The organism is Streptomyces sp. NPDC026659 (genome assembly GCF_040638245.1).
In the GTDB taxonomy this organism is placed as follows: domain Bacteria; phylum Actinomycetota; class Actinomycetes; order Streptomycetales; family Streptomycetaceae; genus Streptomyces.
Genome location: NZ_JBEZXY010000001.1, coordinates 945,700 through 960,431 on the forward strand (window position 1 = coordinate 945,700; position 14,732 = coordinate 960,431).

The following is a 14,732-nucleotide window of genomic DNA, read 5'->3' on the forward strand; positions in this document are numbered from 1 at the left end:
TTGGTTGATGTGTGTCGTTGACTGATGCCCAGTGGGCGAGGATCGAGCCGTTGCTGCCGGACCGGACTCCGAAGCGGGGTGGGCGGTGGCGTGATCACCGGCAGGTGATTGATGCGATCGCGTTCAAGTACCGCACCGGGACGCCGTGGATGGATCTGCCCGAGCACTTCGGCTCGTGGAAAGGTGCCCACAACCGCTTGCGGAAGTGGGCCGCCGACGGCACCTGGGAGAAGGTCTTCACCGCTCTGCTCGCCCAGGCCGACGCCGAAGGCGACCTGGACTGGGTCGTCGCGGTCGATTCCACCATCGTCCGCGCTCACCAGCACGCGGCCGGGGCCCGTCAAAAGGGGCCCCGGCCGGCGAGCCGGACGACCATGCCCTTGGACGATCCCGCGGCGGACCGACCACCAAAATCCACCTCGCCGCGGACAGCCGCTGCCGCCCGCCGGCCTTCGTCATCACGCCCGGCCAGGCAGGCGACGCACCGGCATTCGACCAGGTCATGTCCCGCTTACGGGTGCCCCGGCCAGTCGGCCGGCCCAGAACGACACCGGACGTGATCCTGGCCGACAAGGCCTACTCGTCCCGCGCAATCCGGACCCACCTGCGGCGACGCGGGATCCGCGCAGTGATCCCGCAGCCCGCAGACCAGGCCGCCCACCGCCGACGGCGCGGAAGCCACGGCGGCAGACCACCGGCCTTCGACCGCGACGCCTACCAACAGCGCAACACGGTCGAGCGCTGCATCAACAAACTCAAACAGTGGCGCGGCCTGGCCACCCGCTACGACAAGACCGCCACCATCTACCTCGCCGGACTCCACCTCGCCGCCATCTTCATCTGGTCGGCAAGGTGATCCGAAAGAAACGGCCTAGCCGGGACAGGTCTCGTACGGCGGTCTCACGGTCGTCTCCCTCACCGAAGAGGTAGCGCTGATCCGCGTCGGCGAGTGCCCAGATCAGTCGTTCCGTGGTCTCCCACACCCGCTCGCGCGCGCCGGGCCGCATGGTTCGGGTGCCGTAGCGGGCCTGGGCGCGCAGGGCATCGCAGAGGCGCCCGAAGAACCTTCCGTGGTCGTCGAGCGCGGAATCCTGGGGTCGGCGTCGCGCCGGCATGAGCAGCATCTCCAGGAAGCGGACCGACTCCGTCGTAACGACCCCGGCCGGGTCGGAGACAGTGGTGGCGCGTTCATCGGCGGCCATGAGCGTGATGGAGACGACACCGAAACCGGTGACGGCGGCGAACATCCAGAAGGGCATGTCCCTGGTCCCGGCGACCGTTGTCGCCCACCAGAAAGGAAATACGACGATCAGGAGCGGCACCGTCTGGAGCAGTACGGAGACGCACCGCCCGGCGACGACACGGTGCCGGCGGTCGACGAGTTGGCCCGTGTCCGGCCTGCCTCGCGCCGCTACGCCCCTGTCCGTCAACTCCGAGAGCAACGCGTCGACGCGCCTGGCGCACGCACCCCGCCGGACGCGCCACGCCCCGCGGAACCGGTACACCACGTTCCCCAGCACACGGCTACGGGTCCACCACAGCAAGGCGATCCACAACGCCTCGCAGAAGGTCCAACAACCCCAGAAGAGCGAAAGGCTCCCGAATTCGGTCCGCGTCATGACGAGCAGAGTCGCAGACGGCACTGACAGTCGCACCGGGGCGATTTCACACCGGGACGGAACGCGCACGCATCGACCCGGCAGAGGACGCACCAGCCGTGCGGACATCGGGTCAGTAGTTCCAGCGGTTCCAGCTGCCCTCGTCGCGGCAGTAGATGAGGCGGCCGTTCGCGGCATGGGTGGAGCTGCCCACGTCGCTGCCGCGGCAGAACTGGCCGGCGTTGTAGCAGTTCCCCGCGTTGGAGCGGATCTCGCAGGTCGTCGCGCCACCGGTGCTGGACGAAGAACCGCCCGAGGCGGAGGAGGCCGAGGAAGAGGAACCGCTGCCGCTGGTGTCGCTCGGCGGCGTGTAGTTCGGGTCGTTGGTCCTGTCCTTGTACGTACCCTTCGCGGCGGGGCAGTGGCTCTCGGTCAGCCACAGCGTGACGTCACGGTCGCCGACGAGCCGGGTTCCGGGAGCGGGGGTCTGGAAGCACACCTTCCAGTCGTCGTAGTCGCCCTCGGAGGCCTGGGAGTCGTCGACGTCCTCGTCCTTGTAGGACGCCTTGACCGTGATGTCGCCGGAGGTCGCCTTGGCGACGGCCCCGGCGGCGTGCGCGTAAGTGCCGCCGACCGTGGTCGGCATGGCCGGCCACGGGATCGGGCGGCCGTCCGTCTTGGGGCACGGCGCGTCCGAGGTCACGGCGGCGAACTCGGCACTGTCGTAGGTGTACTTCTCGAAGCACACCTTCCAGTCGCCGCCCGGGGAGACGTCCTTGTCACTCGCGTCGTGCGCGGAGACGTCGTACCCGTGCTTCTCGGCGACGCCGGTGGCCTCCGCGAGCGTGCTGCTCACCTGACTGGTCATCGCCTCGGGGGTGGCCGTGACGGTCGCGGTGACGGTCACGGTGGGCGCGGGCTTCGCCTTCACCGGCTCGTCGCCGCCGCTGCCGCAGCCCGTCAGGAGCGCGCATATCAGCGCGGCGGCTCCGAGGCCCCTGCGCCACGCGTTGCCCATTCCGGGAACCGGGAGTTGAGACCCCCTCGACTCCGGCGCTCCGAACGACAGTTGCTGCGGACGGTTCATGGTCTCCCCTGAGGCTGGTACGTGTCTCGCACGTGTGCGACTCGTGAAGATCATGTGAAGTTGCCTTCGCGCAGCGAGCGAGATCCAATCGTGACCGAGGGAGCGAGGAGCCTGGCGTACGGCGACGGCCCCGCACTCATCCAAGTGATGGGTGCGGGGCCGTCGTTGCGTTCGATCTCAGCCGCTCAACTCGCCACGCTTCACGGCCGCCACGAACGAGGCCCAGCCACCGGCCGCGAACGCGATCACCGGGCCATGCTGGTTCTTGCTGTCGCGGATGGGAACGAAGTGAGCAAAGTCGTTGGAGACCTCAACGCACGCGCCACCGTCCGAATTGCTGTAAGAGCTCTTGTGCCAGGTCACGGCGTTCAAGTCGAGGGGTCGCACGGCACTTCCTCCAACATGCACAGGATGAACTTCCGCGACTCGGCGGGGGACATAGCCATGTCGCGTACCGCATCGTAGGCGCGTTGCAGGCGCTCAACAAAGCCGCCTTCCTCGATCAGCTCGCCGCGATGTGCGTTCTCTGTGTAAGCGACCGTATGCCCTCGGGGAAGCCGCAGGAACCACACATCCGTACTATCCAGCCCGTACAGTCCAGCGCTGAACGGCAACACGTGAACGGTCACGTTTGGTTGCTCCGACACCTCCAGCAGGTACTCCAACTGCGCTCGCCACGCCCCCTCGTCCCGAAGCCGAGTGAGCAACGCAGCCTCGGACAAGATCGCCCTGAACGGCGGCGCATCCTCCCCCTCCAGCAACTCCCGCCGCCCCATCCGAGCCTCGACCTGCTTCTCCAGCTCAGCGCCCTTGAGCCCGCCCGCCGCCAGCAGCTCCCGCGCGTACCCCGGCGTCTGCAACAGCCCCGGCAGCACACTCACCGCGAAGTGCCACAGGCTCACCGCCTCGGCCTCCAGGGCCATGTACTGCCGGTACTGCTCGCGGAACTGCGTCTTGTCGGCCCGCGCCAGCTCCCACAGCGCGAGCAGCAACCCCGGCGTCCCGTAGTAGTGGTCCAGCGCCTGGACGACCTCGGGTCCGCCCAGCGTCTCGCCCTTCTCCATCTTCCCGAACAGCGACCAGTCCCACCCCAGCCGCTCCCCGAGCTGCCGCAGGCTGTCCCCCTTCGCCGTACGCAGTCGCCGTAACTCCTCGGCGAACCGCCGCCGCGGCTCCTGGCTACGGCCCGTGACTACGCGTCGCTCCGGCAAGGCGACTCCCCTTCCGGGCCGTCCGGTCGTCTCCGTCGACGCCGGCGGCCGGCCCTCGTGCTCGCTCACGTGGAAGTTGTGGAACGTACGCCGCCGGACGCGGAACGACCCCGCCCCTACGGCACCTCCCGCCCGACCCGGGCGGCATGCTCGTAACACACCGACTACCCAGCGTAATTCGCCGGGCGGGACCGCGGTGTCCGAATCAGGAAAAGCCCCACCGAAGGGACCTCCCATGCCCAAGAGCGCCACCAGCGCCAAGCTCCGTGAAGCCCTTGCCGCCCGCGACGCCCTCGCCGCCGCGCTCACCCGGGCCGGCATCCAGCTCCCCGCCATGGACGTCCGTACTCCCTGGAACGAGGCGCTCCCCGAGGACCCGGACCAGCCCGCCGGAGTCGACGAAGATGGCCGTGCCCCCACGAGCGCCCAGTACGCCCTCGTCCACCTCGGCGTCTGCTCCGCCCCGGTCGCCGTCGCCCTCGCCGCCGTCATCGCCGAAGGCGCTCACCGGTGACCACCTCCCCGGGCCCGGACTCCCCTCCTCCGCCGGGCACCGCGGTCCGCGACCTCACCCACGACCGCGTAGGCATCGTGATGGGCCACGAAGGGCCGCACCTCCAGCTCCGCCCTCTCTCCGGCGGCCGGGAATGGGACGTACACCCACGGCACGTCCAGCTGCTCACCCCCGCCGAACTGCTGCGCGCCCGCCTCGCCGAGGCCAACCACCGCAGCCGCATCGGATTCGGCCTGCGCGGACCGCCCACCGCCCTCGGCAGCCCCGAGCCCCCTGCGGACCGCAGCCCCGAAACCGGCAGAAGCGCCCATGTACCGCCGCCGCAGTAAGCGCCCCACAGACAGCCACTCACCCCACAAGCAATGCCTTCCGCCCCTCACGCAACCTCCGCGAACACCTCCGTCCAAGCCTCCCCATGCCCCGCTCGCCCCGCCCACGACGCCGTACCGCGCAGGGCCGGAATGAGGGCGGGCGGAGTCCTCGGATCGCGCATCAGGGCGTACAGCTCCGGTGAGATGTCGCCCAGACTCTGGCCGGCGACTTCCACCAGCTGCTTGGCGAAGGCGATGTCCCGGACGGCGAAGTCGAGGATCGTGTCGGTCAGTTGCGCCCGGTCCTCCAGGCTGACCACGCGGAGGTAGCGCCGCCAGTCGTTGGCCAGGCCGTCGCGCCAGTTGCCCTTGCCCGAGGGATGGACCCGGTTGGTGAAGTCGAGGACACGGTCCAGCAGGCCGCGGGCGGCCGCCCGGTGGTCCGCGTCGGCGAGGCGGCGGCACAGGTGGGGCAGATGCTCGAAGCGACGGCGCCATGCGTGCAGGGCGATCTCCCGGTCGCCCGGCGGGAGGAAGAGCGGGAGGTCCGCGAAGACCAAGTCCTCCAAGTCGCTGAGGAGTTCTGCCACGGGTTGCGCGCCGAGGTCGTCGAAGTGGGCGTGCAGGGCGATCCGCAGAAGGTACGCCTCGTTGGCGGCCAGCATGAACTGCCGGGCATGGTGGTCGTACGGCGGGCCGGCCGTGGCCCGCGTCTCGCGTCCCCGGTTCTCCATGGCCTCCAGGACCGGGGTGAGTCTGCCGAACGGGTCCTGGCTTCGCCATTGCGCGGTGTGCCTGTGCAGTTGTTCGCCGACGCCGGCGAGGACGCCCTTCTGGACCTCGCCGTTGCGGGTGGCCTCCAGGAGGGCGACCACCTCGTCGACGGGGACCGGAATCAGGCCGCCCCGGGAGGTCGCCAGCATCCGCAGTCTGACACCGAGGGCCTTGAGCCCGGCGGGCGAGTCCTGGAGGATCTTGGCGATGGTGAGCAGGGTCTCCCGGTGCCCTGGGTCTTCCAGGATGACGGTCATCATCTCGGGTCCCATGCCGGCCAGGCGTTTCAGTCCGCTCAGGTCGCCGCTTCGGGCGGCATCCCGCTGGAGCGGGCCGAGGAGAGCGCCGGGGTGGTCCGCGGCGTGACGGCCGATCGCCTCCCTCAGCCGTACCGCGTAGGCGTCGGTGGCGGGCGGCTCCATGGTGACGTGCAGGGCGAGGGCGCGCCCGGCCACGGGGTGGCCCCCTGCGGCGGCGGCCACCGTGAGGGACGGCGGCCACGGGTCGCTCAGCCAGCGCCGCAGCGTGGACTCGCGGCAGCGGGCCGGGTCCGGCGGCGTGGGCAGGCAGGCCGCCACCGTCGCGGCGGGCAGAGGCACCTTGTCCGCCGCGAGGGCCCTGGCGATCACGCCCGTGACACCACGGTCGGCGTCCGTTCCGTCCGTCAGCTCCGTCGGCGAGAGATGGCGGCGGCACCAGTCGCGGGCGGCGAGGACGCCCTTCTGCTCCGGCTCCCGGGCGAGGAGGGGCGCCAGCAAGTACTTGGCGACGCGCTCGGCGGACTCGGGTGAGGCCGCCGAGTCCGCGAGGAGGTTCAGGCAGCGGTGGACCAGTCCGCGGGACCTGGTGGAGAGCACCTCGGCCAGGGCACGCAGCCGCAGCGCGCCCGAAGGGCCCGCAGAGCCGGACTTCAGGCACTCGGCCACGGACCTGACGACGTCCTCGATCTGCGTGGCAGTGGCCGCTCGCTGTGTGGACGCCCACGCGGGGGCCGCCACGTCGACGAGCTTGTCGAGAGCCGCCTGCCACTGCTTCTGCTGGAGGCCGTCGAGGAGTTCGGGCAGGCCCGCGGCGTGGTCGTCGTACGGGCCGGGGTGCCGGTCCACGAGGTGCGCCAGCGCGGTCAGCGTGTGCAGCAGAACGGGCTTGTCGCCGAAGGCGACCGCCGCGTCCAGCAGCCTGGTGACGCCGGTCGCGCACTTCCCGGGTGCCACGATGTGCAGGGCGAGCAGGAAAAGGGTCAGGTCCCGGCCGTAGGGAAGGTACTTCAGGTGTTCCCGGCCCGCGAAGTCGAGCAGGCCCAGAGAGGAGAGGAACCGCGCGACCTGCTCCGGCTGCTGGTGCGCGAGGTGCGTGACGGCGATCAGCACCCGGCGGCGGTCCCGGGTGTCGTCGCGGTCCCAGACGGCGCGCAGGGTGCGCGGCCAGGCCGACTCGGCCGGGTTGCTGGTACCGGTGAGCACCGTCATGTATGCCGCGGTCTGCCACGGGTCGGCGTTCCGCAGGATCTCCACGGCCAGGGACACCGCGCTCTCCGGGGGGTGGCGCAGGCCGGCATGGATACGCAGGGCGGTGAGCCGGGTGGCCGCGTGGTCGTGCCACGTCAGCGTCTCCAGTGCGGGGTACCAGCCGGACGCGCCGTCGCGGTCCGCGATGTGGAAAGCGTGCCTGGCGGCCTCCGCAAGGAGGAGGTCGTCCGGATGGCGGGTCACGCGGTCGGCAGTTGCGGCCAGTCCTCGCCTGGCGAACCGCAGGGCTTGTCCGGCGGCGTGCTCGGCGAACGCCTGGTGGTGGAAGGAGATGCGGCCGCCCTCGACCTTGCGCAGCACGCCCCGGCGCAGCAGCACGGACACAGCCCGCTGCGCGCGTCGATGTCTGAGGTCCGTGTGCGCGACGAGGGTGGTCCAGGCGTCCGCGCGGTGCAGTTCCGGCTTGCCCTCGCGGAGCATCGCCAGGCCCAGGACCCGTACCTCCTCCGAGAGGTTCCACCGGGCCTCGTCGTCCGCCGGATCGTCGCCGAGGACGGCGTGCCGGACGTCCTCGGTCACACGAGCCTCCCAGTACTCCTGGAAGAGGCCGGCGACGTCGATGTCCTTGTCGCGTGGGCCGGCGGGGGCGTAGACGTCGAACAGCATGCGAAGGGACAGGGGGTGGCGGATCAGCTGTCCGAGCGGGAGTCCCCGTGCCGCCGCGTACACGAGCGTCGAGCGCATCCGCCGGGCCAGCGGCTCCACCGGGCCCCGTCCGTGACGGCTGCCCTCCGCACTGTCGTCCTCGCGCGGGCTCGGCCTTCCGTGGTCGCGGCAGAAGACGCGCAGGTGTGCTTCCACGGCACGGTCGAGTTCGGAGCCCGGCTCCCATGGGGCGCCGACGTGCTGCGCGGCACCCGCCCCGGCGCGGCCGTCGTCGTAGCCCTCCAGATGCTCCTTGGTGAGCAGTGCCTCGATACCCGCCGGGTCGTGCTCCTCCAGCCTGCGCGCCTCGGCCGACCGGCAGGCGAGGGCGACGGCGACACCCAGCTTCCGGGCGCCCCTGACCAGGGCCACCAGCCGGTTCCGTCCCTGGTCGGTGTCGTCGTGGAGGAGCAGGTCCACGGTGTCCAACAGGAGGGCGACGGGGCGGGCTCCCTTACGGGCACGCGTGTCCGACAGGCGCGTCTCAAGGGCGTCCAGCAGCTCCTGGAGCCTGAGATCCGCGGGGTGGCCGGGGGTGTCGAGCAGGGCGGACGCCGAGACCGCCACGACCGTCCAGCCGACGGTGAGCAGCTCCTCGCGTACTCCCCAGAGCACGCAGCTCTTGCCGGTACCGGGCTCACCGAGCACGGCGCTGCCCTGCGGGCTGCGGTTGACCAGTTGGTTGTTGAGGCCCCGGACGAGCGCCTTCTGGGCCTGACGGGTGACGTAGACGTCACGCAGCCGGACGGCGGCCCGGTCGGGGTCGTCGAGCAGGGGTACGACGGCCTCCCAGGCACGGACGGTCCGACGGTCGGCCGCATCGACTCTGCGGAGGGCGGCACGGGTCTCGTCCCGCTGGGCCGGGACCGACCGGTGGATGACAGACGCGAGCCGCGCGGGCGCGTCGGCGGCCCGGGACACGACCGTGCTGGCGCCGGCCGGGGACCGGCGGGCGGGCACCACCGCGGGCCCCTTCTTGTCCTTCTCCTCCTGATCCGCGGCGTAGAGCCTCTTGAACAGCTCGTCCTCGTCCGCGTACGGAGAATCGCAGGTGGCCGGGTCGCAGCCCACCCGGTCGCGCACGACTCCGAGCCACTTGGGATTCCACAGCTCGCCCTTGCGCCAGGCCGTCGCAGCGGACTCGCGGACGCCGATCCATTCGCCGACCTTCTTGTTCCGCGGCTGGTATCCGGTCTCGGGATCGCCGTGTTCGGCTGTCCAGTGCGCCAGTGCCCGCCACAGCCAGGCGGTGTGCGGGCGGGTCTTCTGGTCGAAACAGTCCGCCACCGACGTCCAGTCGAGTTTGCGGCCCTGCCCCGGTGGCAGCGATCGCGCGTTCACCGATTTCTTCACCACTTCCCCCGGCGTGCTGCGCTGAAGAATTCCCCACATCCTGCCAGGTCGCGGCGGCCGGTAAACGTGTTTCGGGGGGTGCGGCCGGGCGGGGCGGGCGAAGAAACGCGGTGCCGGAGTCACCTGTGTGGGCCGGTCACCGACCGGCCTCTCCCCAGGGCCAGTTGAGGCTCAAACACCGGGAGAGCCCTCGCTGGGACCAGGAGCCGAAAATGACACTCGACACGATCCTCGACCTGTTGCACACCCTGCCTCACACCCCGGGGCCTGCCGGTACCGCCACCGCGGCGCTCGTCCTCGCGCGGACCTCGGTACGGCACCTCACGCTGATCTGGCTGACGCGCGGGGCCACTCCGCAGGAGCGGGCGCTCATCCTCGCCTCGATGCACACCCGCCCGCGGCCGCCCCGGCGGACCCGTGGCAGGCGGCTGGTACGGCGCCTGCCACGCCGCCGGTGACGTGGGATGCGGCCTCCCGGGCAACGGCACTTCACCGTGTGCCGCCGCCCGGGACGGTGGCAGTGGCCACCGGGCCGGACGCGCGCCCAGGTGGAGCCGGGCGACCACATCTCCGAAACTTTCCGCATCTGGGGGCTGCTGTCGATGTGACGGGGCTCCAGAACAAGCGTCATGCGAGCGTCAGCAGCCCGAGGAACACACGGACACAGCTTGTCCCGCTGTCGCCGCACCTGCCTGAATCCGCAGCTCAGGTGGCCTCTACCGAGGATCGCCGCCAATCCACCGGTTGGACGAGCGAAAACAGGTCGAGTAGCCGATGAACACAGCGAAATCCCAGGTAAACCGCCCTACTTCGCCGGCTCCAGAATCCACACACTCCACATGATGCGTCATCGGGAAGATGTCGGCCGGAACCGCATCCAGGAAACTGCAGGTGAGATGGGGTTTCATGCCCCACCAGGGAGTCCGCGAGGGCCGCGAGCGTCATACGAGCGTCACGACCGACTGAACCCGACGGACGACACAGCCGGACACCATCCGAAATCAGATCGGCAGGTCGTCGGGCAGTACCCGGAACACCTTGTGCCGACCCAGTGGGCGCACAGCCCGGAAATCGCGCCGGTCGAGCGTGAGTACCGCGTCGGTGTCGTACTCAGCGGCAAGGGCCACGTTCACCGCGTCCGCGAGGTCCAGGTCCAAGTCGCGATAGCGGGCGCGTACCGACTGGGCGACACCCAGATGGTCCTCGGTGATCTCGGGCAGAACGACACGGCCTCGTCGCACCCAATGACGGATGTCGTCGACCGCGCTCAGCGCCGCTTCACGGCCGAGCTCGCGCGTGGCGACGTGGTCGATCTCCGCGAGCAGCAGCGGGGACATCACCAGGAGCCCGGCAGCCATGATGGCCTCGTTCGACGCTTGGTGCTCGGGGTGGGCGGAGTCGAGCGCCGCAAGCAGCCCGGAGGTGTCCGCGATGACGATGATCACGCAGCGGTCCCGGCCCCGGTCTCACGGCGCACGGCATCGGCGACTGCGTCACGCACATCACGCTTACCGGGGGTGCGGCCTGCTCCCTGGAAGGTGCGGGAGAAGAGAGGCTCGTCCCATACACGGTTGGCCATGGCCGCGAGATGGATACCCTGGCGGATGATCTCGGCCTCGCTGATGCCGCGCCGCTTCGCGGCCTCTTTGATGATCGCGAGGTCTTCCGGATCGGCGTAGACGTTGGTGCGCTTCATCGACATGTACCAAGGCTAGCGTATGTACCACAATGATGTATGTCTGTTGCACTCGAGGCCATGCCGCGAAGTCGTCTCGGCAGAACGGGCTGAACACCAGACGACAGCCTGAACGCTGCCCGCCACTCCGCACAGGTCCCGCCTGACGCATTCCAGCCGGCGCCGAGCGTAAGAACCCGCGCAGCACAGAGCCTGAGCACCACACACCGCCCCAAGGCTCCGTCCGAAACAGCTCTGGTGAATCTGGAGGTGAGTTTGCTGCCCTTGGCAATGTTGGCGGGGCAACGCACCGGCGTTCAGATGGCGCATCTTGCATGCCCACGCGCCTCTGTGCGCCCTCACACGCACCCTCCTTGCGCCCCAAGCTCCCCTCCTACGGTTATAGAAAGCGAGGGCCGGAATGAAGTCCGGCCCCGACGGGAGCAAGGTGCGGCAGATAGCCGCACCGACCTGACGTCGGCCGGATCTGCCCGCCTTGGGGGATGGGGCGGTATGAGTGCCCGACGCAGGATCCATGACAGCTTCGAGCAGGCAGTCCAATCCGCTGTGTCCGCGTTTGGAGCGGAGGTCACACCAAAGCTGAGAGGCAGCGGGTGGCAGGAGGACCAGCTCCGGGGGCCGCTGGAGAACATGATCCGGTCCGTGTGCCGCGGCCTCGGTCTGGACGTCACCCTCATCGGCGAGGTTCCGCTCGTCGACATGGGAGCCCGCCCTGACTATGCGGTTGAGGTCGGCGGCGCTCTCGTCGGTTACATCGAACTCAAGAAACCGGGTACGCAAGCCGACCCGTCCGTCTACACAGGCCGCAACGCCGAACAGTGGGCGAAACTGCGGCTGCTCAACAACGTACTGCTCTGTGACGGGAACGAGTTCTCTGTCCACCAGCAGGGCCAGCACGTTGGCGAAGTGGCCTACCTGCGCGGCTCGGTCCTCACCTCAGGAGCCCGGCTTGCGCCCGCCGACGGGGCGCTTGCGCGGGTGCTGTACGACTTCCTGACCTGGGAGCCGCAGACACCCCGCACCACGAGTCAGCTCATCCGAGCAGTCGCCGGACTCTGTCAGCTTCTGTCGGAAGAGGTCGGTGAGGCGATCGAGCAGGAAAAGAGCCGACGCCGTCTGCCGGCCTTCACGAAACTGGCCAAGGACTGGCGGCATTTGCTGTTCCCGGAGGCGACCGACGCCGAGTTCGTCGAACAGTACGGTCAAGCCGTCGTGTTCGCCCTTCTGCTGGCTCGGGTGGAGGAGATCACCTTCGAGGGCGAGACCATGCACAGCATCGCCACGAAGCTGGGCAAGAAACACTCGCTGATGGGCCAGGCACTGGACGCCCTCGCTGGAGACTCGTTCGCTGGACTGTCCACCACGCTCAACACACTGCTCCGTGTCATCGGCGCGGTCAGATGGGACGTGCTGGACGACGGAACTGGCGACGCCTATTTCCTGCTCTACGAGCACTTCCTTCACGTCTATGACCCTGAGCTGCGGATACGCACCGGCTCGTACTACACACCGCGTGGTGTCGTCTCGGCCATGGCCCGGCTGGTCGAGGACGTCCTGAGACGGGAGGGATTCCGTATTCCGTCCGGCTTCGCTTCTCCCGATGTGGTCCTTGTCGATCCGGCCATGGGCACCGGCACTTTCCTGTTGTCGGCACTGGAGCTCGCTGCCGAGACCATCACCGAAGAAGAGGGCCCGGGCGCGGTGGGCCCGCGTCTGCGAGAAATGGTGGGGCGTCGACTGGTCGGCTTCGAGATGCAGGTCGGTCCGTTCGCCGTCGCAGAACTGCGTATGCACGCCATGCTCAAGCAGTACGGGTCCGCAGCCCCCTCCCAGGGCCTCAGGCTGCTGGTGGCTGATGCTCTGGACAGCCCGACAGCCGAGTTCAACTGGATCCCTCATACCTACCGGGCTCTCGCCGAATCCCGCCGCCAGGCCAACCAGGTCAAGCGGGACGAGCGTGTCATGGTCGTCATGGGTAACCCCCCTCACGACGCTGTGGGTCGAGGGGCCGGCAAGTGGGTGGAACGAGGGGAACCCGAGGCAGACATCCCGGCCCCGCTGGGAGCCTTCCGGCAACCCGGTAACGGCAGGTACGAATCGAAGATCGCCAACCTCTACGTCTACTTCTGGCGTTGGGCCACGTGGAAGGTCTTCGACGCACACGACGACGCGCCATTCGGTGTGGTCGCGCTGATCACGCCGAAGGCATGGCTCAAGGGGCGGGCGTTCGCCGGAATGCGGCGTTACCTGCGTGAAACAGCCGATGAGGGCTGGATCATCGACCTGTCCCCCGAGGGCCACCGCGCAGATGGCGCGACCCGCATCTTCCCCGAGGTCGCCCAGGAGTTGTGCATCGCGATCTTCGTACGATGGCGGGACAACCCCAGGCTGCGGACAGACCGGCCGGCCACGAAGGTAAGACACCTCAAGATCGGCGGTCGCCGCGGCGAGAAGGTCGAACGCCTGACGACCCTCAGGCTCGACGACCCGGAATGGCGCGAGTGCGCCACAGGCGAGACAGACGCCTTCCTGCCACCCGGCAGCGACCTGTGGGAGTCCTGCCCGCAGCTGAGAGACCTGATGCCGTGGTCATCGCGTGGCGTCACCCCCGGGCGCATGTGGGTCTATGCACCGGACGAGGACACGCTCCATGAACGGTGGCGGCGGTTTGTCGCCGCGAACACCGACCGGCGCGCCGAGATGCTCGGACCCTCTGGCGAGCGAACGCCTGGAGACAATGTCCCGCCCCTGCCTGGGGTTGAATCCCACGGGCGGATACCACTCGCCGCCGAGCGTAGGACAAACACTCAAACGGTGCGCATCGGGTTCCGGTCGTTCGACCGGCAGTATGTACTGCCGGACAGCCGATTGATGGAACGAGGCAGGGCAGACCTCTGGCGAGTCCGCAGCGAGCGCCAGATCTACACCGTAGAGCAGAACGCCCACCCGGTGGTCAACGGTCCGGCACTGGTCTTCAGCGCCCTCATTCCCGACATGCACTACTTCAACAACCGCAGCGGTTGCGCCCGTCCTCTCTACCGCAACGTTGCCGGTACGCTGCCCAACGTCACGCCCGGTCTGCTCCCCCTGCTCGCCGGGCGGCTCGGCATACCGGTCGTCGCCGAAGACCTGCTGGCCTACATCGCCGCGATCGCGTCCCACCCGGAGTACACAGCTCGATTCCAGGAAGACCTCGAAGTCCCGGGCGCGCGGATACCCCTCACCGCCGCCCCTTGCCTGTGGGACCGGGCGGTTGCCATCGGCCGCCGAGTTCTGTGGCTGCACACCTACGGCGAGCGGTACGCCGACGAGACGGCCGGAAGGCCGTACGGCAGGGTGTTGCTACCACGCGACCGCCCCCGATGCGTCACGGAGATCCCGGACGATGCGGAAGCCATGCCGGAGAAACTGGCATACGACCCCGTGACACAGGACCTGTGCGTCGGCAGTGGACGGATCAGTCCGGTACCTCGCACGGTCCGGGAATACGAAGTGTCCGGGATGAACGTTCTCGACAAGTGGTTCGGCTACCGCCGGAGGAATCCCGCCGGCAAGCGACGCCTCGAACTGGACCACGTGGTAGCTCCGCGCTGGCTTCCCTCATGGACCACAGAACTGCTGGAGTTGCTGAACGTCCTCGGCTTGCTCGTGCGGGAGGAGCCAGCGCAGGCCGACCTCTTGAATGAGGTGTGCGCGGGCCCACTGATCACGGTGACGGACCTGACCACGGGGGGCATCCTTCCCGCGCCCACAGAGGCAACCAAGGCGCTGAAGGCGACATCGGACACGGGCGACGCACTATTCGACCTGTGAGCGAAGCAGCGGCTCGTCGGCAGCGGACCGCTGATCATTGATACCTGAGCCGAATGCCCCTGACCGTCGCCTCATACGCATCTGACGCCCCGGCAGAACGAGCGTCGAGACTGTCTTGCGCTGGCTCCGCGGTAACCGGAGGACATCACTGCGATCCCCCCGACCCCTGGCCGAAACCGCAGGTCAGAAGCTTTTGCCCGA

The 14,732-nt window shown here is 69.1% G+C and carries 11 protein-coding genes and 1 pseudogene; 5 read left to right on the plus strand and 7 right to left on the minus strand.

Going from position 1 to position 14,732, the window contains the following annotated elements:
* The first annotated feature begins 11 nt into the window (after positions 1-11).
* Positions 12-856, plus strand: a pseudogene (locus AB0E91_RS04085) (IS5 family transposase).
* Here AB0E91_RS04085 and AB0E91_RS04090 read toward each other — a convergent pair.
* The 4 genes from AB0E91_RS04090 to AB0E91_RS04105 all read right to left on the minus strand — a co-directional run bounded on the left by AB0E91_RS04090 (position 837) and on the right by AB0E91_RS04105 (position 3,896).
* Positions 837-1,619, minus strand: coding sequence for a hypothetical protein (locus tag AB0E91_RS04090; protein ID WP_361774789.1), 783 nt, complete (start codon positions 1,617-1,619; stop codon positions 837-839). The pseudogene AB0E91_RS04085 and the gene AB0E91_RS04090 overlap by 20 nt on opposite strands.
* Positions 1,620-1,731: 112 nt before the next feature.
* On the minus strand, positions 1,732-2,685 hold the full coding sequence (locus AB0E91_RS04095) for a hypothetical protein (protein ID WP_361774792.1): 954 nt from the start codon (positions 2,683-2,685) through the stop codon (positions 1,732-1,734).
* 177 nt (positions 2,686-2,862) lie between these two features.
* Positions 2,863-3,072: a DUF397 domain-containing protein gene (locus tag AB0E91_RS04100; RefSeq protein ID WP_361774795.1), complete on the minus strand. Its 210-nt coding sequence runs from the start codon at positions 3,070-3,072 to the stop codon at positions 2,863-2,865.
* Entirely contained in the window at positions 3,054-3,896 is an 843-nt protein-coding gene (locus tag AB0E91_RS04105; protein ID WP_361775156.1) for a helix-turn-helix transcriptional regulator, read from the minus strand. Before AB0E91_RS04105 ends, AB0E91_RS04100 begins: the two co-directional genes overlap by 19 nt.
* A gap of 235 nt (positions 3,897-4,131) precedes the next feature.
* Between AB0E91_RS04105 and AB0E91_RS04110 the strand changes: the two genes are divergently transcribed.
* Entirely contained in the window at positions 4,132-4,410 is a 279-nt protein-coding gene (locus AB0E91_RS04110; RefSeq protein ID WP_361774798.1) for a hypothetical protein, read from the plus strand.
* Between the two features lie 80 nt (positions 4,411-4,490).
* Positions 4,491-4,739, plus strand: a complete 249-nt coding sequence (locus AB0E91_RS04115; protein WP_361775159.1) for a hypothetical protein — start codon at positions 4,491-4,493, stop codon at positions 4,737-4,739.
* A 47-nt stretch (positions 4,740-4,786) separates the two neighbouring features.
* Here the strand turns inward: AB0E91_RS04115 and AB0E91_RS04120 are convergent, their stop codons facing one another.
* Complete coding sequence (locus AB0E91_RS04120) at positions 4,787-9,010, minus strand: hypothetical protein (protein WP_361774801.1); 4,224 nt, start codon at positions 9,008-9,010, stop codon at positions 4,787-4,789.
* Between the two features lie 224 nt (positions 9,011-9,234).
* On the opposite strand from AB0E91_RS04120, the gene AB0E91_RS04125 reads away from it, so the two are divergent.
* Entirely contained in the window at positions 9,235-9,480 is a 246-nt protein-coding gene (locus AB0E91_RS04125; RefSeq protein ID WP_361774804.1) for a hypothetical protein, read from the plus strand.
* 543 nt (positions 9,481-10,023) lie between these two features.
* Here AB0E91_RS04125 and AB0E91_RS04130 read toward each other — a convergent pair.
* Both AB0E91_RS04130 and AB0E91_RS04135 read right to left on the minus strand, forming a co-directional pair.
* Entirely contained in the window at positions 10,024-10,467 is a 444-nt protein-coding gene (locus tag AB0E91_RS04130; protein WP_361774807.1) for a PIN domain-containing protein, read from the minus strand.
* Positions 10,464-10,724, minus strand: a complete 261-nt coding sequence (locus AB0E91_RS04135) for a CopG family transcriptional regulator (protein ID WP_361774810.1) — start codon at positions 10,722-10,724, stop codon at positions 10,464-10,466. Before AB0E91_RS04135 ends, AB0E91_RS04130 begins: the two co-directional genes overlap by 4 nt.
* 624 nt (positions 10,725-11,348) lie before the next feature.
* Here AB0E91_RS04135 and AB0E91_RS04140 point away from each other — a divergent pair.
* The gene (locus AB0E91_RS04140; protein ID WP_361774813.1) at positions 11,349-14,531 is read left to right on the plus strand and encodes a type ISP restriction/modification enzyme; all 3,183 of its coding nucleotides are present in this window, start codon (positions 11,349-11,351) and stop codon (positions 14,529-14,531) included.
* Positions 14,532-14,732: the final 201 nt, after the last annotated feature.